The sequence below is a fragment of the Pseudodonghicola flavimaris genome (assembly GCF_030164425.1).
In the GTDB taxonomy this organism is placed as follows: Bacteria; Pseudomonadota; Alphaproteobacteria; order Rhodobacterales; family Rhodobacteraceae; genus Pseudodonghicola; species Pseudodonghicola flavimaris.
Window position 1 is genome coordinate 104,869 of the sequence record NZ_JASNJD010000008.1, and the last position, 17,801, is coordinate 122,669.

Annotated in this window: 15 protein-coding genes, 1 tRNA gene and 1 pseudogene; 9 read left to right on the forward strand and 8 right to left on the reverse strand. The window is 66.9% G+C overall.

Annotated elements, in window-relative coordinates; all coding sequences use genetic code 11:
• Window positions 1-15 precede the first annotated feature (15 nt).
• The 7 genes and pseudogenes from QO033_RS12655 to QO033_RS12685 all read left to right on the forward strand — a co-directional run.
• The gene (locus QO033_RS12655; RefSeq protein ID WP_284481345.1) at window positions 16-1,449 is read left to right on the forward strand and encodes a cryptochrome/photolyase family protein; all 1,434 of its coding nucleotides are present in this window, start codon (window positions 16-18) and stop codon (window positions 1,447-1,449) included.
• A gap of 76 nt (window positions 1,450-1,525) precedes the next feature.
• On the forward strand, window positions 1,526-1,966 hold the full coding sequence (locus QO033_RS12660) for a TrgA family protein (protein WP_284481346.1): 441 nt from the start codon (window positions 1,526-1,528) through the stop codon (window positions 1,964-1,966).
• A 40-nt stretch (window positions 1,967-2,006) separates the two neighbouring features.
• Window positions 2,007-3,116, forward strand: a complete 1,110-nt coding sequence (locus QO033_RS12665; RefSeq protein ID WP_284481347.1) for an NUDIX domain-containing protein — start codon at window positions 2,007-2,009, stop codon at window positions 3,114-3,116.
• A gap of 186 nt (window positions 3,117-3,302) precedes the next feature.
• The gene (locus tag QO033_RS12670) at window positions 3,303-4,340 is read left to right on the forward strand and encodes a cysteine synthase A (protein WP_284481348.1); all 1,038 of its coding nucleotides are present in this window, start codon (window positions 3,303-3,305) and stop codon (window positions 4,338-4,340) included.
• The gene (locus QO033_RS12675; protein WP_284481349.1) at window positions 4,337-6,946 is read left to right on the forward strand and encodes a DUF3772 domain-containing protein; all 2,610 of its coding nucleotides are present in this window, start codon (window positions 4,337-4,339) and stop codon (window positions 6,944-6,946) included. Before QO033_RS12670 ends, QO033_RS12675 begins: the two co-directional genes overlap by 4 nt.
• Window positions 6,947-7,065: 119 nt before the next feature.
• Window positions 7,066-7,155 (forward strand) — tRNA-Ser (locus QO033_RS12680).
• Between the two features lie 368 nt (window positions 7,156-7,523).
• Window positions 7,524-7,709: pseudogene (locus QO033_RS12685) on the forward strand (IS6 family transposase); the annotation flags it as partial.
• 189 nt (window positions 7,710-7,898) lie between these two features.
• On the opposite strand, the gene QO033_RS12690 reads toward QO033_RS12685, so the two are convergent.
• The 4 genes from QO033_RS12690 to QO033_RS12705 all read right to left on the reverse strand — a co-directional run bounded on the left by QO033_RS12690 (window position 7,899) and on the right by QO033_RS12705 (window position 11,399).
• Window positions 7,899-8,711 carry an SDR family NAD(P)-dependent oxidoreductase gene (locus QO033_RS12690; RefSeq protein ID WP_284481350.1) on the reverse strand — a complete coding sequence of 271 codons (813 nt, stop codon included), beginning with the start codon at window positions 8,709-8,711 and terminating at the stop codon, window positions 7,899-7,901.
• Window positions 8,708-9,565, reverse strand: coding sequence for an NAD-dependent epimerase/dehydratase family protein (locus QO033_RS12695; RefSeq protein WP_284481351.1), 858 nt, complete (start codon window positions 9,563-9,565; stop codon window positions 8,708-8,710). Before QO033_RS12695 ends, QO033_RS12690 begins: the two co-directional genes overlap by 4 nt.
• 201 nt (window positions 9,566-9,766) lie before the next feature.
• Window positions 9,767-10,204, reverse strand: a complete 438-nt coding sequence (locus QO033_RS12700; RefSeq protein ID WP_284481352.1) for a MarR family winged helix-turn-helix transcriptional regulator — start codon at window positions 10,202-10,204, stop codon at window positions 9,767-9,769.
• A gap of 154 nt (window positions 10,205-10,358) precedes the next feature.
• Window positions 10,359-11,399, reverse strand: a complete 1,041-nt coding sequence (locus tag QO033_RS12705) for a substrate-binding domain-containing protein (protein WP_284481353.1) — start codon at window positions 11,397-11,399, stop codon at window positions 10,359-10,361.
• 216 nt (window positions 11,400-11,615) lie between these two features.
• Between QO033_RS12705 and QO033_RS12710 the strand changes: the two genes are divergently transcribed.
• Together QO033_RS12710 and QO033_RS12715 are read left to right on the forward strand one after the other, a co-directional pair.
• On the forward strand, window positions 11,616-13,061 hold the full coding sequence (locus tag QO033_RS12710) for an amidase (RefSeq protein WP_284481354.1): 1,446 nt from the start codon (window positions 11,616-11,618) through the stop codon (window positions 13,059-13,061).
• A gap of 14 nt (window positions 13,062-13,075) precedes the next feature.
• Window positions 13,076-13,786 carry a cysteine hydrolase family protein gene (locus tag QO033_RS12715; protein WP_284481355.1) on the forward strand — a complete coding sequence of 237 codons (711 nt, stop codon included), beginning with the start codon at window positions 13,076-13,078 and terminating at the stop codon, window positions 13,784-13,786.
• A 202-nt stretch (window positions 13,787-13,988) separates the two neighbouring features.
• Here QO033_RS12715 and QO033_RS12720 read toward each other — a convergent pair whose 3' ends face one another.
• From QO033_RS12720 to ureB, 4 genes are read right to left on the reverse strand one after another with little or no spacing between them, the layout of a single operon-like run.
• Window positions 13,989-14,816, reverse strand: coding sequence for an urease accessory protein UreD (locus tag QO033_RS12720; RefSeq protein ID WP_284481356.1), 828 nt, complete (start codon window positions 14,814-14,816; stop codon window positions 13,989-13,991).
• Window positions 14,813-15,418 carry an urease accessory protein UreG gene (ureG, locus tag QO033_RS12725; protein ID WP_284481357.1) on the reverse strand — a complete coding sequence of 202 codons (606 nt, stop codon included), beginning with the start codon at window positions 15,416-15,418 and terminating at the stop codon, window positions 14,813-14,815. Before ureG ends, QO033_RS12720 begins: the two co-directional genes overlap by 4 nt.
• The gene (ureC, locus tag QO033_RS12730) at window positions 15,415-17,118 is read right to left on the reverse strand and encodes an urease subunit alpha (RefSeq protein ID WP_284481358.1); all 1,704 of its coding nucleotides are present in this window, start codon (window positions 17,116-17,118) and stop codon (window positions 15,415-15,417) included. The genes ureG and ureC overlap by 4 nt, the downstream gene beginning before the upstream one ends.
• A complete protein-coding gene (ureB, locus tag QO033_RS12735; RefSeq protein WP_284481359.1) occupies window positions 17,115-17,789 on the reverse strand; it encodes an urease subunit beta in 675 nt (224 codons plus the stop codon). Before ureB ends, ureC begins: the two co-directional genes overlap by 4 nt.
• Window positions 17,790-17,801: the final 12 nt, after the last annotated feature.

Consider the following 17,801-nt stretch of genomic DNA (forward strand, 5'->3'; position numbering starts at 1 on the left):
CAGCGGGGGCGGCACATGAGAGGCGACGTGAAACCGGTCATTCTGTGGCTCAGGCGCGATCTGCGGCTGGCCGATCACCCGGCGCTGACGGCGGCTGTCGCCGAGGGGGCGCCGGTGATACCGGTCTTCATCCGCGACGAGCAGGTCGAGGCGCTGGGGGCGGCGCCGAGATGGCGGCTGGAGCGCGGGCTGGAGGTCTTCGCCCGCAGCCTGGCGGCGCGCGGCAGCCGCCTGATCCTGCGTCAGGGGCCGGCGGCGGAGGTGCTGGATGCGCTGATCGCCGAGACCGGGGCGGGCGCTGTCCACTGGACCCGGGCCTATGATCCGGGCGCGCGCGACCGCGACGGCGCCATCAAATCCGATCTGAAGGCCCGGGGCATCGCCGCGCGATCCTTTGCCGGGCATCTGCTGTTCGAACCCTGGACGGTGTCGACCGGGGCAGGCGGTTTCTACCGGGTCTTCACGCCCTATTGGAAGGCGGTGCGCGGCCGTCCGGTGGGCCCGCTGCTGCCGCCGCCGGAGCATCTGCCGGCGCCGGACCGCTGGCCGGCCAGCGATGCGCTGGAGGACTGGCAGCTGGGGGCGACGATGCACCGGGGTGCGGCGGTGCTGGCCCGGCATACTGAGGCCGGCGAGGCTGCCGCCCAAGCGCGACTGGACCGGTTTTGCGATGCCGCGATCGCCCAGTATCAGGACCGGCGCGATTTTCCGGCGGAGCCCGTGACCTCCGGGCTGTCGGAATACCTCTCCCTGGGAGAGATCAGCCCGTACCGCTGTTGGCATCAGGCGCAGCGACAGCGCGATCAGCTGGGCGGCAGCGGGCCTGAGACATTTCTCAAGGAACTCGCCTGGCGCGAATTCGCCTATCACCTGATGTTCCACTCGCCGCATATCCTGACCGGCAACTGGCGCCCCGAATGGGACGATTTTCCCTGGCGCGAGGACCCGGGCGCGGCCGATGTGCTGGCCTGGAAACAGGGGCGCACCGGGGTGGTCTTCGTCGATGCCGCCATGCGTGAGCTCTGGGTGACAGGCAAGATGCACAACCGTGCGCGGATGATCGTGGCGAGCTTTCTGACCAAGCATCTGATGACCCACTGGCGCGTCGGTCAGGCCTGGTTCGAGGAGACGCTGACCGATTGGGACCCGGCCAGCAACGCGATGGGCTGGCAATGGGCGGCGGGCAGCGGCCCCGACGCGGCACCCTATTTCCGTATCTTCAACCCGGACACCCAGCTCAAGCGGTTCGATCCCGATGGTGCCTATGCCCGGGCCTGGATCGCCGAGGGGCAGAAAAGCCCGCCGGAAACCGCGCTGGATTTCTTCCAGGCGGTGCCGCGACGCTGGCGGCTGGCACCGGGGGCCCCCTATCCCGACCCGGTGATCGAGCTGGGCGAGGGACGCAAACGGGCGCTGGCTGCCTATGAAAGCCGCAAGAGCATGGGGTGAACCGCCCATCGGGCATCGCCCCTTGCAGAGCGGCGCGCCGCTGCGTTAGCTGCTGACAGGTTTCCGGAGAGCGCCCATGCCCACTGCCGCCCGTCTCGTCGCCGCCCTCTGCCTCGGCCTGCTGGCCTGGGGCTGTTCCTATCTGGTGATGGCCCGGATGCCGGAGATGGCAGATTTCGGCCTTTTCATCCCGGTGAACATCGGTCTCGGGCTGCTGGTGGGCTGGCTGTATATGGGCCGTCACACCGGCGCCGGGCCGGTTCATATCCTGAACAACGGCGTCACCAGTATAGTGCTGCTGGTGTTCTGGGTGCTGGCGGTGCAGGGCGGCTATGAGATGTTCCGACTGGCGATGAACCGTCGTTATCACGGGCCGCTGGAGGCGATCTACGGCATCGTCGAAAATGCCCTGGGATATGCGCAGGTTCTGCTCCATCCCGAAATCCCCGCGGCGCTTCTTGTGGGGGGGATCGTCAGCGCCATCCTCACCCGTCTGGCCGCCCGTTCCTGGCGCTGAGCGTTTCCAGTTTTCATTCGTATTCAAGGATCTGCCTCCCGTGACTAAAGTTTTACTTCATGCCTGTCTGCGGCATCTGCCGCTGCTTGAGACCGTGCTGGGCCATTCGCTGGACGTTGCCGCGCTGAGCCCGGCGACCCTGCCGGGATATCGGCTGGCGGAGGCCGCTGGCGGCGGTGGCTGGGATGCGGTGCTGATCGCGGCGGTGGGCGAAACGGTGCCGGGCCTGATCCTGAGCGCTGGGGCCGAAGATGTGGCGCGGCTCGACTATTATCAGACCGCTCTGGGCCAGCGGGCGGCCGAGGTGGTGATCGACGCGGTGGGCGCGGTTCGGATCTACCTTCCAGAATCCGAAGGGAGATTGGAAGGTATATGGAATTCAAGCGATTGGGAGGCGAAGTGGAGCGTTAGCGTGACCCGGGCCGCGACCGAGATGATGGCCTGGTACGGGCGCCTCGATGCGAAGGAACTGGGCCGGCGCCTGCATGGGCTGCGGCTGCGGGCGGCAGCGCGTACCGCCATCGCCGAATACCCAGCACAGGGCGGGCATGACATCAACCAAGATGTGAAGATGATCGAGCATCGCTTTGCCTATATGGATTATTTCGGGATGGAGGAGGCCTGGCTGCAGTTCCGCCGCCATGATGGCAGCTTCAGCGAACCGCTGCCGCGTTCGACCCTGGCGACCGGGCGCGCCAGTGTGGTGCTGCCCTATGATCCGCGCCGTGATTGCGTGCTGCTGGTCGAACAGTTCCGCGCACCGCTTTATCTGGCTGGCGATCCGGCGCCCTGGCTGTGGGAACCGGTGGCCGGCATGATCGACCCGGGAGAGACGCCGGAACAGGCGGCGCGGCGCGAGGCGGAGGAAGAGGCCGGGCTGCGCCTGACGGCGCTGGAGAAGGCGGGCGAGGCCTATTCCAGCTCCGGCTCCTCGATGGAATATTGCCATCTCTTCGTCGGGCTGGCCGATCTGGGCGATGCCGAGGGGATCGGCGGGCTGGCGACCGAGGGTGAGGATATTCGCAGCCAGGTGGTGCCCTATGCCGATCTGATGGCCGGGATCGACGCGCAGCGCTATCGCGACATGCCGCTGATGATCCTGGCGCTGTGGCTGGCCCGGCATCGCGACCGGCTGCGCGCGCAAATGTGATCCCTCTATTTCCGCCGGGACCGGCGGGCTGTTCGTCCCGGTCAGGGCGGGCAGGAAAGCCGTTCCGGATCGGGCGCGGGCGGGCGAACGACCGTCCGCATTTCGCCGATCCCGGGCGGGCTGTGCTTGAGCTTGTCCCGGGGCGGCGCTACATCTGATCGCAACATGCCGTCGATGGAGGACAGGATGAACATTGCACAGGATCTGGCCGAGGCCATTGGACATACCCCCCTGATCCGGCTGAAGAAGGTCAGCGAGCTGACCGGCTGTAACATCCTCGGCAAGGCTGAGTTTCTGAACCCCGGCCAGTCGGTCAAGGATCGCGCCGCGCTCTACATCATCCGCGATGCCATCGCCAAGGGGCAGCTGAAGCCCGGCGGCACCATCGTCGAAGGCACCGCCGGCAACACCGGTATCGGTCTGGCGCTGGTCGGCGCCTCGATGGGGTTCAAGACGGTGATCGTCATCCCCGAGACGCAGAGCCAGGAAAAGAAGGACATGCTGCGGCTCGCCGGCGCCGAGCTGGTGCAGGTGCCTGCCGCCCCCTACAAGAACCCCAACAACTATGTTCGTTATTCCCAGCGGCTGGCCGAGGAACTGGCCAAGACCGAGCCGAACGGCGCCATCTGGGCCAATCAGTTCGACAATGTCGCCAACAAGCAGGCGCATGTGGAAACCACCGGCCCGGAGATCTGGGAACAGACCGATGGCAAGGTCGACGGTTTCACCTGTGCCGTGGGCTCCGGCGGGACGCTGGCCGGCGTGGCCGAGGCACTGCAGCCCAAGGGGGTGAAGGTGGCGCTGGCCGATCCGATGGGCGCGGCGCTCTATTCCTACTACACCACCGGGGAGTTCAAATCCGAAGGCTCCTCGATCACCGAGGGCATCGGCCAGGGCCGGATCACCGAGAACCTCAAGGGCTTCACGCCCGATTTCGCCTATCAGATCCCGGATGAGGAGGCGCTGCCTTACGTCTTCGATCTGCTGCGGGAAGAGGGGCTGGTGCTGGGTGGCTCGTCGGCGGTCAACGTGGCCGGCGCCGTGCGGCTGGCCCGCGATCTGGGGCCGGGCAAGACCATCGTGACCGTGCTGTGCGACTACGGCACCCGCTATCAGTCGAAGCTGTTCAATCCCGATTTCCTGAAAGAGAAATCGCTGCCGGTGCCGGAGTGGATGACGGCGGCTCCGGCCAGCATTCCGGGCGTTTTCGAAGACATCGCATGATCCCGGGCCCGCGCGTCACTCCGATCCGCCGGGGCGGCGCGCTGGCGCTGCTGCTTTTGCTGCTGCTCAGCCTCGGCGTCGGCCGCGGGCTGGCGCAGACGGCGACCCCCGACACCGCCGCCGGCGCCGCCGCCGGGTCGACCATGGCGGAGCAGGTGACTACCGCCGGCAGTGATCCGGACGGCGCACCCATCGTTCTGGATCAGGCGGATCAGGCCACCGCGTCGATGGTGCGCAAGGTGATGACGCCGGAGCAGGACCGCTATTACCTGTCCTGGCTGGCCGTCGCCAACCGGGCGGAGGCAGCGATCGACGCCAACAGGGCATCGAATGCTGCACTGGAGGAATTGCGCGCGGAAATAGTGTCTTACCGGCAAACCTTCATGTCGGAGCGGGACAAGAACTCGGCTCGGATCACCACGCTTGAGGCGCAGATCGCCGCCCTCGGGCCAGCGCCGGAAGAGGGCCAGAGCGAGGCGGAGGATATCGCCCGGCTGCGCAAGACACTGGAAGAGCAGATGGCCACGGTGCGGGTGCCGGCGCTGGTGGCGCAGGAGGCCTACAGCCGCGCCGACGGCCTGATTTCGGAAATCGACCGTATCATCCGCGAACGCCAGACCCGCGCCCTGATGGCGCGCGGCAGCAGCCCGCTGAACCCGGCGGAATGGACCGCGGCGCTGACCGAGGCGGAGGATTTCATCCGTGACATCCGCAACGAGACCTACAACAGCTGGAGCGCGGCGCGCGATCTGCAGCGGATCCGGTCGAACCTGCCGCTGATCCTGGTGCTGACGCTGGCCGGCCTGGTGCTGCTGTTCCGCGGTGCCCATTGGGCCGAGCGTCTGGGCGACTGGCTGCACCGGATGGGCGGGCGGGCTGCCAATGTGGTGCGCTTCATCGTCTCGCTGGGGCGGATCGTGCTGCCGCAGGTCGGGCTGTTCCTGCTGACCCAGGCGGTCACCGCCACCGGCACCATCGGGCTCAGGGGCAGCACGCTGATCGGCTTGTTGCCGTTGCTGGGCATCACCGTCTTCGGCTTCATGTGGCTCGCCAACCAGCTCTACCCGCGCGAGGAGCAGGATGCGATGGTGCCGCTGCCGGCGCCGGCGCGGGCCGCGATGCGGCGCAACATGGTGATCGCGGCGCTGGTGCTGGTGCTCTACCGCGTGGTCGGAGAGATCGAGACGGTGCAGACCATCGGCGAGACCTCCCGCGCGGTGATGGTCTTTCCGGTCATGCTGGCGGCCTCTTACGTGCTGATACGGATCCGGCGGCTGACCCTGCGCCCGCAGGAGGGCGAGGAGGCCGAGGCGCTGCCATCCGGCCTGCGCCGGATGGCGCCGGGGCTGCAGCTTCTGACCATGACCATCGCGGTGGGGGCGCCGGTGCTGTCCGCCATCGGCTATCAGGCGCTGGCCGAGGCGGTGATCTTTCCCGCGATCAAGAGCCTCGCGGTTTTCGGGCTGGTGATCGTGCTGCAGCATTTCCTGCGCGATATCTATGCCTGGCTGTCCGGCAAGGGCGATGCGGTGGACGAGACCGTCGTTCCGGCGCTGACCGGCTTCGTGCTGGCCATCGCGGCGCTGCCGGTGCTGGCGCTGGTCTGGGGTGCCAGGGTCACCGATCTGACCGAGCTCTGGGCGCGGTTCCTCGAAGGGTTCTCGATCGGCGACGCACAGATTTCTCCGACCGATTTCCTGACCTTCGCGGTGATCTTCGGCATGGGATATGCCGCCACCCGGGCGCTGCAGGGGGCGCTGAAGGGCAGCCTGCTGCCGCGCACCCGGCTGGATGCCGGCGGCCAGAATGCGGTGGTCAGCGGCACCGGCTATATCGGTATCATCGCCTCGGCGCTTCTGGCGATCACGCTGGCGGGGATCGACCTCAGTTCGTTGGCCATCGTCGCCGGTGCGCTCTCTGTCGGCATCGGCTTCGGCCTGCAGACCATCGTGTCGAACTTCGTCAGCGGCATCATCCTGCTGATCGAGCGGCCGATCTCGGAAGGCGACTGGATCGAGGTGAACGGCCAGATGGGTTATGTCCGCGACATCTCGGTGCGCTCGACCCGGATCGAGACCTTCGACCGCACCGATCTGATCGTGCCCAACGCCGATCTGGTCAGCGGCATGGTGACCAATTTTACCCGCGGCAATACCGTTGGCCGGGTGATCGTGCCGGTGGGCGTCGCCTATGGCACCGATACCCGGCGGGTAGAGAAGATCCTGGGCGAGATCGCCAATGGCCACCCGATGGTTCTGGCCAACCCGGCGCCGACGGTGGTGTTCCAGGGCTTCGGGGCGGATTCGCTGGATTTCGAAATCCGGGCGATTCTGCGTGACGTGAACTGGGTGCTGTCAGTGAAATCCGACATGAATCACCAGATCGCCCAGCGGTTCGCCGAAGAGGGGATCGAGATTCCCTTCGCGCAGCGCGACATCTGGCTGCGCAACCCCGAGGCGCTTCGTGGCGGCCCCGAGGCCGTGGCGACACCGCCGGCGCCGGCCGCGGAGACAGCGGCAAAAGGCCCCGCGAAACCGGCGGGCGCACATCTGTCGGCCGAGGATCTGGGCCTCGCCGACGGCGAGGCCGAGGGCGACGAGACCTGAGACCCGCCTGTCCGGGCGGGTCCGGCGCACCGCGACGATTTCCCAAGGCGATTCAATCGCAAAAAGGCTCAATTTGCACCTTGCATTGCCCGCTCCGATCCTGCACATATCCGCCGCACGGACAGTTGGCCGAGTGGTCGAAGGCGCACGCCTGGAAAGTGTGTAGGCGGGAAACCGTCTCGAGGGTTCGAATCCCTCACTGTCCGCCATCCATCAATCATCTGATATTTTCAGAAAACCTCCCTGACTTCCTGCGTAATTTCAGGGATTTTGGCGCGGCGGGCTCATGCAGAGACGTCTGTGCCGATGGGAACTTCCCCTGGTTTTCCTGCGGGTCTCTGTCGGGGGTGATTTGGGGTTCGGTTTTCCCTGCTTTGCAGGGACTCTGCAGGGAATTTTCGCGATTTCGGGTGGTTGTGGGGGGGGCGGGAGGTTTTCGCCCGGAAACGACCTGTGCGCTCAGTGACTTAGGCGCGATTTCCCTGCTCGGCAAGGAGCAGGGAATTTTGATTGTCGGGCTGGGAATGGTGCTGTCAAGGCGACGTGCTTGAGCAGGGCAGCGGCGTAGCCTCAGGGCATGACGAAACCGACCCCGTTCCGCTACTTCCTGACCAGCCGCGAAATCATCCGGCTGGCTGTGATGTTGTACATCCGATTTCCGCTGTCACTGCGGAGCGTCGAGGACTTGTTGCACGAGCGCGGGATCGATGTGAGCCACGAGCCGGTCCGGTTCTGGTGGCAGCGTTTTGGCCCGATGTTCGCCGCCGTTCATGCCTCAGTCTTCAACCATTTCAATTCGCAGCGCAGCCTGACCTCCAGAGCAAATTACAAGCTGAACCGCGCCGCCGCTTTTGCCGGGCGGCGCTGTCTCTGCGCGGCATAGAGGGCAGCGATCCTGGCCTTGTGAAGACTGGTTCTCATCGGTCTTACAGCACCGCCGCCAAGCGCGGCCTCAGCGTGGCGGCAGATGCCAGGGAAAAGCCGTCGCGTTCGGGGCGTTGGCCCAGGACTGCAGCGTCTGGCCGCCGTCGATCAGCCAGTCGACTCCGGTGATGTGGCGCGCCTCGTCGGAGGCGAGGAAGGCCACGGCGGCAGCGATATCTTCGGGCTGGCCGATCCGGCGCAGCGGGATGCGATCAGCGAAGTGGCGCACATTGGCGAGATAGGCTTCGCGGTCCGCTGCCGGCACCCCCAAGGGGGTTTCGACCACCCCGGGGCAGATGGCGTTGACCCTGATGCCGTAGCCTGCCGCATCCAGTGCGGCGCTGCGGGTCAATCCGGTGACGGCATGCTTGCTGGCGACATAGCCGGGACTGGCCGACAGCACGTCCCAGCCGGCCATGGAGGAGCCCATGTTGACGATGGCGCCGCCCTGGCCGCCTATGATCATCGCGCGAATCGCGGCGCGCAACACCAGAAACATGCTGCGCAGGTTGGTGCGGATCACGTGATCCCATTCCTCGGGCGTCAACTCGAACACCGGGCGGAGCGGGCCGGAAATGCCGGCGTTGTTGAACAGACAGTCGATCCCGCCGAACGCACCGACGGTCTGTGCGACGGCGGCTTCGGCGCCGTCAGTGTCGCTGACATCGGCTGCGATGGCGATTGCGCCGTCGAGGCTGGCGGCCAGTTCTCTGGTGCGCTCCGCATGCAGATCGGCGAGAGCGACCCGCGCCCCCTCCGCGGCAAACCTTTGCGCGGCGGCCCAGCCGATGGAGCCGGCGCCGCCGGTGATCAGAACGCACTTGCCTTCGAAACGGGTCATCGTCTGTCTCCCTCGGTTGCGTAGTCGCGCCAGCCGTGTCGCGGGAGGAAGCCCAGTTCGCGTCGGGCGAGGCTGCAGTCGATCGGCGCGCTGTGGCCGGGCAGCGGATTGCGCAGCGGCACTGCCGCACCGAAGGCGGCTGCGATCAGATCCCGTGTCGGGGTGTCCGAATAGCTGTCGTCGGCGGAGAGGTAGCAGCGCAGATGGCCGCTGCCCTGCCAGTCCAGCGCCTGGGCGAAGGCCGTGCCGGCGTCGCGCGCGTCGAGGTAGGCCCAGAGATCGGCCGCCGCCGCCGCAGTGTCGCGCCGGGGGCCGATGTCGCGGGCGAAGCTGTCCGGCGTCTGGAGCCAGGGCATCCGAAGGCTGATCGCGCGCAATGCGCCTTGCCGCACCAGCGCCGCGACCAGTTCTTCTCCCAGCCATTTGCTGGTGCCGTAGATGTCCTGCGGCGCGACCGGGTGATCCTCGTCGATCGGCAGGTAGTGCGGGGTGGGCACGGGGGAGGCGAAGGGATAGCCGAGGACGCTGAAGGAGGAGGCGTAGACGAACAGCCCGACGCGGCAGAGGCGGGCGGCTTCGGTCGCGGCATAGATCGTCGCCATATTGACGCGAAAGACCTCAGCCCCCGCATGACCGAGGGGGCGGGGGATGGCCGCGCAGTGAAGGATGGCATCGGCGCCCTGGCAGAATTGCACGGTCGTGCCCAGATCGGAGAGATCGGCTGTCGCCTGTTGCCAGCCGCCGTCGGGCTGCGGCGCGGTGTCGAGACCGAAGACCTCGTGGCCGCGGGTCAGACAGGCCGCAGCCACATGCCGGCCGAGCAATCCGGCGGCGCCCGTCACAACCACTCGCATTCGATTCTCGCCCCATGCAAATTACTAGCTTTGGAAAGTATATGAGGGCTGCTGGCGGATAAAGCCGGGCTATGCGTCGGCGCACCACTGAGCGGCGGCGGCCAGAAAGGCTGCGACAAATTTGGTCATTCTGACCGTGGCGCCCCGATGAAGTTGGGGTCATTTCGCCGTTCGGCTGGGGCGGTGATCCGGCGGGACAGGTTAGGCGACGGTGCCGTCTTCGCGCCGCTCTTGCAGGTCGGCGAGCAGGTTGCGGATCGCTTCCACATCCTCGGCCCCCAGCATTTCCTTCACGAAAACCTCATGCTCCTTGGCGACATCGGCCAGCTGGCTGTTCTTCTGCTTGCCGGCGGGGGCCAGCGTGACCAGCACGCGGCGGCGGTCGTTCTGGTCGGGGAGCCGCATCACAAATCCCTGGGAAGTCATGCGGTCAATGATCTTGGTCAGGTTGGCCGGTTCGACCAGCACGTGACTGGCCAGTTCGCTCATCGAAATCGGGCCGGTTTGCTCGAGACAGCGGAGCACCCGGAAATGGTCGATGGTCAGCCTGTCGGGCTTGAGCCGGCTTTCCAGATCGAGCTCAATAAGCCGATTCGTGCGCGCGATCAGATAGCCGAGTTGTTTGTTCAATACAGTCATGTGTGCGTTCAGTGCCTTGACTGCAACTGGAAGTCCCCGCAATCCAATTGCTGGAAAAGTTGATATTCGTAATATTAATAGTGGATTTGCAAGGGATTGGCGAGCAAATTCGACAGGCTTCCCGCCACGACATCGGACTGGCAGAGGGCGGGGATCAGACGGTCTGCCGCACCTCGAAGACGGTTCCGTCGGCTTCGGCGATATGCAGGCGCGGCTCCGGCGCCAGCTCGGGCTGGCCGAGAATGTTGTAGATCGCCGGGCGGGAGAATTTCCGGTCCAGCATCCGCGCCATCAGGTGGCCGTCGACCCGCTTGGCCTTGCGGGCCAGCGCGGCAGCCAGATGCACCCCGTCATAGAGTCCCATGGAGTGGACGGTCACCGGCGGTCGCGACTGGCCGAAGCGGTTGGCGTAGGCATCCAGCATCGGCGCCCGGTGGCTGGTTTTCCCTTCGACGAAGAAGGTCTGCACCGCAAAGAGGTTCTCGGCATTTTCGGGGGCGACGCCATAGAGCTGGGTTTCCTCGAAAGCCAGCGTCAGCCGCAGCATGTCGCGCGCCAGGCCGCGTTCGCCGAAGGCGCGGTTGAAGCAGACCGCATCCTCGCCCAGCAGCGCGCAGATCACCACATCGGGGCGCGCCGCGCGGATCTTGTCGAAAACCGGTTGGTAGTCGCGCTCGCCCAGCGGCAACAGCGCTTCGCCGACATGGACCCCGCCGGCGTTGCGGATCGCGGTCTGCGCGGTGCCGAAGGCGATCTTCGGCCAGATGTAGTCGTTCCCGAGGAAGAAGAACCGCTGCGCCCGCTTGGCCTCGGCCAGCCAGCTGATGCCCGGTGCCAGAACTTCCCAATCGGTGATGCCCAACGCCGCGGTGCCCGGGCCGGTGAAGCCGCCCTCGTATTGCGGGGTGTAGATGTAGGGGGCAAGGCCGCAAGCGCCGTCGCGCACGGCCGGGCGCATGTAGCTGGCTTGAAGCCCGACAATCGCGTCAACGTTGTGGTCGAAGGTCAGCCGGCGCGAGGCTGCGAAGGCCTCCTGCGGGGTGCTGCCCGCGTCGACGGTGACCAGGGACAGTTCGGCACCCAATACACCGCCGGTCGCGTTGATTTCTTCAACGGCGACGATTGCACTGCCCTCGGAGGACGGTGTCCAGAGCCCGGTCGGTCCGGAATGGGATAGCATCAGTCCGATTTTCATAAATCTCGATCCTACGTCGAGGGGGTCTCATTTCAATCATGCAGGCGACTCAGGGGGCAGGGCCCGGGTTCCGGGCGGCTTTCCCGGGTCGGTTTGCCTGTTTTTGCGCCAGTTGGAGCGCAGAGGGCTGACCCCAGGGGAGTTTCCGTTTGTATAATGGAAAGTGCAATAGTTAAAAAAGCTAGTAAGTGATCCGGTGTAGTTGGAGGAAGCGAGATGAAAGACGTAACCGAGGTGGGCCTGGCGGACCGCGAAATCTGCGACCTCAGCTTGACGGAGGTCGGCGCGGGCATCCGGATCGGCGCCTTCAGCCCGGTTGAGGTGACCGAGGCCATGTTGGCCCGGGTGGCCGCCGTCGATCCGAAGCTGAACAGCTATATCACCGTCACCGCTGAGCGCGCGCTGGAGCGTGCCGAAAAGGCGCAGGCAGAGATGAAGGCCGGGCTTTATCGCGGGCCGCTGCACGGGGTGCCGGTGGCGGTCAAGGACCTGTGCGAGACCAGCTTCGCCGCCACCACCGGCGGCATGGCGATCTACAAGGGCAACGAGACAGGCCGCGACAGCACCGTGGTCGCGCGGCTGGAGCAGGCCGGTGCGGTGATGCTGGGCAAGCTGGCGATGACCGAGGGCGCCTATTCCGGCCACCACCCGGAGATGCCGACGCCGGTCAATCCCTGGTATGCCAAGGCCTGGGCGGGGTCGTCCTCTTCCGGTTCGGGGGTGGCGACGGCGGCGGGGCTCTGCTTCGGTTCGCTGGGCTCCGACACCGGCGGCTCGATCCGTTTCCCGTCTTCGGCCTGCGGCATCACCGGTCTCAAGGGCACCTGGGGGCGGGTCAGCCGGCATGGTGTTTTCGCCCTGGCCGACAGTCTCGACCATGTCGGCCCGATGGCCCGCACTGCGGCGGATTGCGCCGCGATGATGCAGGTGCTGGCCGGTGCCGATCCCGCCGATCCCACCACGCTGGACGCGCCGGTGCCGGATTACCTGGCCGGTCTCTCGGCGCCGATCCGCGGGCTGCGCATCGGTGTCGATACGGCGATGGTCATCGATGGTGTCGCCGGCGAAACCGCCGAAGTTATGCGCGGCGCCATTGCCGCCTATCAGGCATTGGGGGCAGAGATCGTGCCGATCACGCTGCCGTTCCCGCCGGAGACCACGGCGCATTGGACCGCGCTCTGCGCGATCGAGGTGGCGCTGGCGCACAAGGCCACCTATCCGGCCCGCAAGGCGGAATACGGCCCCTATCTGGACGGGCTGCTGGCGATGGGGCAGGCGGTCACCGGGTTCGAAGTCGGCGAGGCGATGCAGTGGCGGCTCATCTACAACGGGGCGCTGTCGCGGGTGATGGAGACGGTGGATACCGTGTTGCTGCCGGTCACTGTGGCGCCGCTGCCGGATCTGGACAACACGCTGGGGGCGCCGTCGGATGATGGCGGCAACGCTGATCTGGGCGATCTGCTGAAGTTCACGGCGCCGGCCGACCTGACCGGCTTTCCGACGCTGACCATGCCGGGCGGTTTCGACACGCGCGGTGCGCCGATCGGCTTCCAGCTGATGGGTAAGGCGCTGAGCGAGGGGCTGCTGCTGCGCGCCGGCCATGCCTTCCAGTCGGTCACCGACTGGCACACCAAGCGCCCCGACCTGAGCCCCTTCAACTGACCCGGAGAGAGACGATGCACGCAACCGATATTCCCGAGATCATCGCCGCACGCATGGGCACCACTCGCGGCGGCAAGACCCATCTGGACAACGGCATCGACCCCGCCACCACCGCACTGGTGGTGATCGACCTGCAAGACGGCTTCATGCGCGAGGGCTCTCTGATCGAAGTGCCGATGGCGCGCGCCATCGTCGACAATGTGAACAAGCTGAGCGGCGCCCTGCGCGCCGCCGGTGGCAAGATCTGCTACACCCGCTACACCTACGACCCCGACGAGCCCAGGGCCTGGGGCGCCTTCTTCGATCGCTTTCTCGACCCGGAGCGGTCGGCGGCGCAGAAGGAGGTCTTTGCCAAGGGGGCGCCGGATCATGGGCTCTGGGCCGGGCTGGAGGTGGCGGCGGAGGACTATGTCGTCGACAAGACCCGCTACAGCGCCTTCACCCCCGGCACCTGTGATTTCCCGGCCTGGCTGGAGGCGAATGGCATCGAGACGGTGATCATCACCGGCACGCTGTCCAACTGCTGCTGCGAATCCACCGCGCGGGACGCGATGCAATACGGCTACGACGTGATCTATGTGACCGACGCCAATGCGACGCTGACGGATGCGGAGCATCAGGCGACGCTGTGCAACATGGGCACCCTGTTCGCCGAACTGGCCGATACCGAGACCCTGGTCGGGACGCTGGCGGCGGATGCCAAACCGCTGGCGCAGGCGGGGTGAGGCGCCGGCCGCTACACCTGAAGTAATGTATCCAGGGGCGTCGGCCCCGGGTCGCGTCCGACCCGCCGGACCTCATGATGGACGTTAGGGCGGGATCCGGTCTGCGGTATGAGCACGGGGGGAGGTCCGGCGCTTTTCCCGCGAGGCAGCGCGTAGCCGCGGCCCGGCGTTGCCTTCTGTCCGGCCTGGCCGATCTTCTCACTCATCCAAACAGCCGCCGCTCGATCCGCGTCTGGATCGCGGCCATCGCCTGCGTCAGCGCCCCCCCATCCGGACAGGCCAGCCGCAGGGCCAGCCCGGCGCCCCGGCGCAACGGGCCGACCGCACCATAGGCTCCGCCGGCGCAGAACGCCCCATCGGGCAGATCCTGCCGCAAGAGGTCCAGCGTCGGGCGAGGGGCCAGCAGGGTCACTGCACCGAAGGCGCGGGCGCTCTCATGCACCTTTGCCAGCCGCGCCAGTTCCGCCCCGGTCACCGATTGCGCATCGCGCAGCAGCGGGGTGCCATCCTCCAGGCGCGCGTCCAGATCGGAGCGCCAGTCCAGCGCCGGATCGGGGGCGCCGCCGCGCAGGCAGAACCCGTCGGCCAGCACCACCACCGCATGTGGGTGAAGGGTCAACAGGAACTGCTGTTGCAGCTGTGCCCCCTCCATCATCACGAAGGGTTGCGCGAACAGCGCCAGCGTCGCCCCGGCCCCGGCAGAGAGCCGCCAGCGCAGCCGGCCCGGCTGGGTCTTCGCCCTGTGCACGACGGTAGAGCCGGCCTCGACCAGCCGCAGCCGGGCGTGTCGCTCCACCGCGATCTCGTGCCGCCACAGATCCCCCGGCAGCAGCCCGGCGCCGGCCGCCTGCGGCAGCACCGTCAGCGGCCCCTGTGCGCCATGCAGGTGATAGCCGCGCGGCAGCGACCAGGGCCAGCTGACCCGGCGCCGGGCGATGCGGCTTCGCCCGCTGGCGTCGATGCCGATCTCGAGCCTCAGCTGCGGCGGTGCCTCGGCCTCCGCCGGCGGGACCGGCGCGTCGCGGTTCATGAAAAAAGCACCTCGCGGCGCAGATGCTCCACCACCTCGGCGATACCGCTGCCCTGCCGGCAGCTGGTGGCCAGCGCCGGCCGTCCGTTGCGTACCGCCCGCGCCTCGGCCATCATGGCGTCGAAATCGACGCCGACATGCGGGGCGATGTCGGATTTGTTGACGACCAGCAGGTCGCTCTGCAGCACGCCGGGGCCGCGCTTGCGCGGGATGTCGTCGCCGCCCGCCACGTCGATCACGAACATCCACCAGTCCACCAGGTCGAGCGAGAATGTGGAGGCGAGGTTGTCGCCGCCGCTCTCGATCATGATCAGCTGCAACTGCGGGAACCGCGCCTCCAGGCGGTCGGCGGCGGCCATGTTCAGCGTTGGGTCTTCGCGGATCACCGTATGCGGGCAGGCGCCGGCCTGCACCGCCAGAATGCGCTCGGGCGGCAGTTGACCGCCGCGGCGCAGCCGCTCGGCATCCTCGTCGGTGACCAGATCGTTGGTGATCACCGCGACCTCGATGCCGATGCTCGCGAATTCCGCCAGCAACCGCTCGATCAGCGCGGTCTTGCCCGAGCCCACCGGCCCGCCGATACCGATCCGTGCCGCCGTCATCGCAGGAAGTACTTTCGATTGAGCGGCACCGTGGTCGCGGCCTCGCAAGTGAGCGGCTTGCCATCGGCGGCGACATCGAAGCTCTGCGGGTCGACGGTGATATGGGGCAGGGCGGCGTTGCGCAGCATGTCGGCCTTGCGGAGGCCGCGCACCGAGGTGATCGGCACGAAGGCCTTCTGCGGTTTCAGCTTCTCGAACGTGCCTGCCTCGATCGCCAGCTTGCTGACGAAGGTCACCCCCAATCGGTGCCTGGCGCTGCCCAACGCCCCCCACATCGGGCGGTGCACCATCGGCTGCGAGCCGACGAAGCTGCCATTGCCGTCACCCATCGAGGCCCAGACGATGGTGCCGCCCTTGATCACCAGGGCGGGCTTGGCCCCGAAAAACGCGAACGGCCAGATCACCAGATCGGCCATCTTGCCCGGCGCGACGGACCCCACGTGATCGTCGATCCCGGCCGCGATCGCGGGGTTGTTGCTGAGCTTGGCCTGATAGCGCAGGATGCGCTGGTTGTCGGCGCGGGCGGTGGTCTCTTCCGCCAGCCGGCCGACGCGATCCTTCATCACGCTGGCCAGTTGCCAGCACTTGGCGACATTCTCGGCCAGCCGGCCCATGCCCTGCGTGTCGGTGGCGAAGATCGAGATCGCTCCCATGTCGTGCAGCAGATCCTCAGCCGCCATCGACTGCGGCCGGATCCGCGCCTCGGCAAAGGCCACGTCCTCGATCAGATCGAAGCTCATCATATGGGCCAGCATGGTCATCGGCACCCCTTCCTCCAGCGCCGCGGGGGTGAAGGGGTTGGTGGGGTTGGTCGAGGAGGGCAGCACATTGGCGTGCCCGTTCACCGCCAGCAGATCGGGGGCATGGCCGCCGCCGGCGCCCTCGGTGTGGTACATGTGGATGGTGCGACCGGCGATGGCCGCCATCGTGTCTTCGTAGAAGCCGAATTCGTTGATGGTGTCGGTGTGCAGGTGCACCGAGAAATCGGCGAGATCGGCGGCGACCAGAGAACCGTGGAGCACCGCCGGCGAGGCACCGAAATCCTCGTGGATCTTGACCCCAAGCGCGCCGCCGGCAACGGATTCCGCCACCGCCTCGGGGTTGGAGTTGCCGCGGCCGAGAAAGCCGAAGTTCAGCGGGTATTCGTCGGCGGCGAGGATCAGCCGGCCCAGGGTCTCGGGGCCTGAACAGCTCACGTCGAAATTGGGCCCGGGCGACATGCCGATCATCGTCGTCGTGCCGCCCGCCAGTGCATGGTAGGCCTGCTGCGGCGACAGGAAATGCGCATGCGCCTCGACGGTGCCGGCGGTGACGAAGTGGTGATCGCCATGCACCACGGTGGTATTGGGGCCGGTCATCAGGGCCGGGTCCACCCCGTCCATGACATCGGGATTGCCGGCCTTGCCGATGCCGACGATGCGGCCGCGGCGGATGCCGATGTCGCCCTTGACGATGCCCAGGCTGGGCTCAAGGATCACCGCGTTCTGGATCACCATGTCGAGCGCGCCGTTGGCATCGGTGCCAGTGGTGCAGAACCCCTCGCCATCGCGCATCACCTTGCCGGCGCCGGTGGTCAACTCATCGCCGTAATGGGTGTAGTCATGCTCGATCTCGGCCAGCAGGGCGGTATCGCCGAGCCGCACCAGATCGCCGGTGGTGGGGCCGTAATGGGCGGCATATTGGGCACGGGACATCTTCATTTGAGATACCCTTTCGCCTCGGCTCGCGCCATCGCGGCGTCGGCGCCGCCTTCCACGGGGCCTTCGGTCAGCCCTGCAAAGCCGTGTATCCGCCGGGTGCCGCCGAAGGGGACCAGCACGACCCGTTTCGCTACCCCGGGATCGAAACGTTCGCCGCCGCCTGAGGGGCGGTCGAGCCGATGGCCGAAGGCGGCGCGGCGGTCGAATCTAAGCGCGCGGTTGACTTCGAAGAAATGTGCATGGCTGCGCACCTGGATGGTGCGGTCGCCAGTGTTCAGCACTTCGATCTCGATCGGCTTGCGGCCGGCATTCAGCTCGATCTCGCCCTCCATCGGGATCACCTCGCCGGGGGTGGGATCGTAGGTGCCAGGCGGGATCGGATCGAAGACGGTGACCAGCTTGGTGCCCTGATCCATCATCACCTCGACCGAGAAGGTCTTGAGCAGGCTGGCCACCCCCGGCTCCACCTGTTCCGCCGTCAGGAGCTGCCCCGCCAGGGCCACCAGATCCGGATGCTCCATCCCCTTGCGTGCGGCCAGCAGCACCTCATCTGCCAGATAGGCCACCGCCTCGGGATAGCTCAGACGCACCCCCGCGCCCAGATACCGCCGCGCCAGTTCGGCGGCGGAGAAGATGGTGAGACGTTCCAGTTCGGTTGGGGTCAGATGCATCGGCTCATCCTC

Bases quoted from the DNA above. Each gene is read 5' to 3' on its own strand.
- QO033_RS12655 (WP_284481345.1), top strand. From the start codon at position 16: ATGAGAGGCGACGTGAAACCGGTCATTCTGTGGCTCAGGCGCGATCTG.
- QO033_RS12660 (WP_284481346.1), top strand. From the start codon at position 1,526: ATGCCCACTGCCGCCCGTCTCGTCGCCGCCCTCTGCCTCGGCCTGCTG.
- QO033_RS12670 (WP_284481348.1), top strand. From the start codon at position 3,303: ATGAACATTGCACAGGATCTGGCCGAGGCCATTGGACATACCCCCCTG.
- QO033_RS12675 (WP_284481349.1), top strand. From the start codon at position 4,337: ATGATCCCGGGCCCGCGCGTCACTCCGATCCGCCGGGGCGGCGCGCTG.
- QO033_RS12690 (WP_284481350.1), bottom strand. From the start codon at position 8,711: ATGACCCGTTTCGAAGGCAAGTGCGTTCTGATCACCGGCGGCGCCGGC.
- QO033_RS12695 (WP_284481351.1), bottom strand. From the start codon at position 9,565: ATGCGAGTGGTTGTGACGGGCGCCGCCGGATTGCTCGGCCGGCATGTG.
- QO033_RS12700 (WP_284481352.1), bottom strand. From the start codon at position 10,204: ATGACTGTATTGAACAAACAACTCGGCTATCTGATCGCGCGCACGAAT.
- QO033_RS12705 (WP_284481353.1), bottom strand. From the start codon at position 11,399: ATGAAAATCGGACTGATGCTATCCCATTCCGGACCGACCGGGCTCTGG.
- QO033_RS12710 (WP_284481354.1), top strand. From the start codon at position 11,616: ATGAAAGACGTAACCGAGGTGGGCCTGGCGGACCGCGAAATCTGCGAC.
- QO033_RS12715 (WP_284481355.1), top strand. From the start codon at position 13,076: ATGCACGCAACCGATATTCCCGAGATCATCGCCGCACGCATGGGCACC.
- QO033_RS12720 (WP_284481356.1), bottom strand. From the start codon at position 14,816: ATGAACCGCGACGCGCCGGTCCCGCCGGCGGAGGCCGAGGCACCGCCG.
- ureG (WP_284481357.1), bottom strand. From the start codon at position 15,418: ATGACGGCGGCACGGATCGGTATCGGCGGGCCGGTGGGCTCGGGCAAG.
- ureC (WP_284481358.1), bottom strand. From the start codon at position 17,118: ATGAAGATGTCCCGTGCCCAATATGCCGCCCATTACGGCCCCACCACC.
- ureB (WP_284481359.1), bottom strand. From the start codon at position 17,789: ATGCATCTGACCCCAACCGAACTGGAACGTCTCACCATCTTCTCCGCC.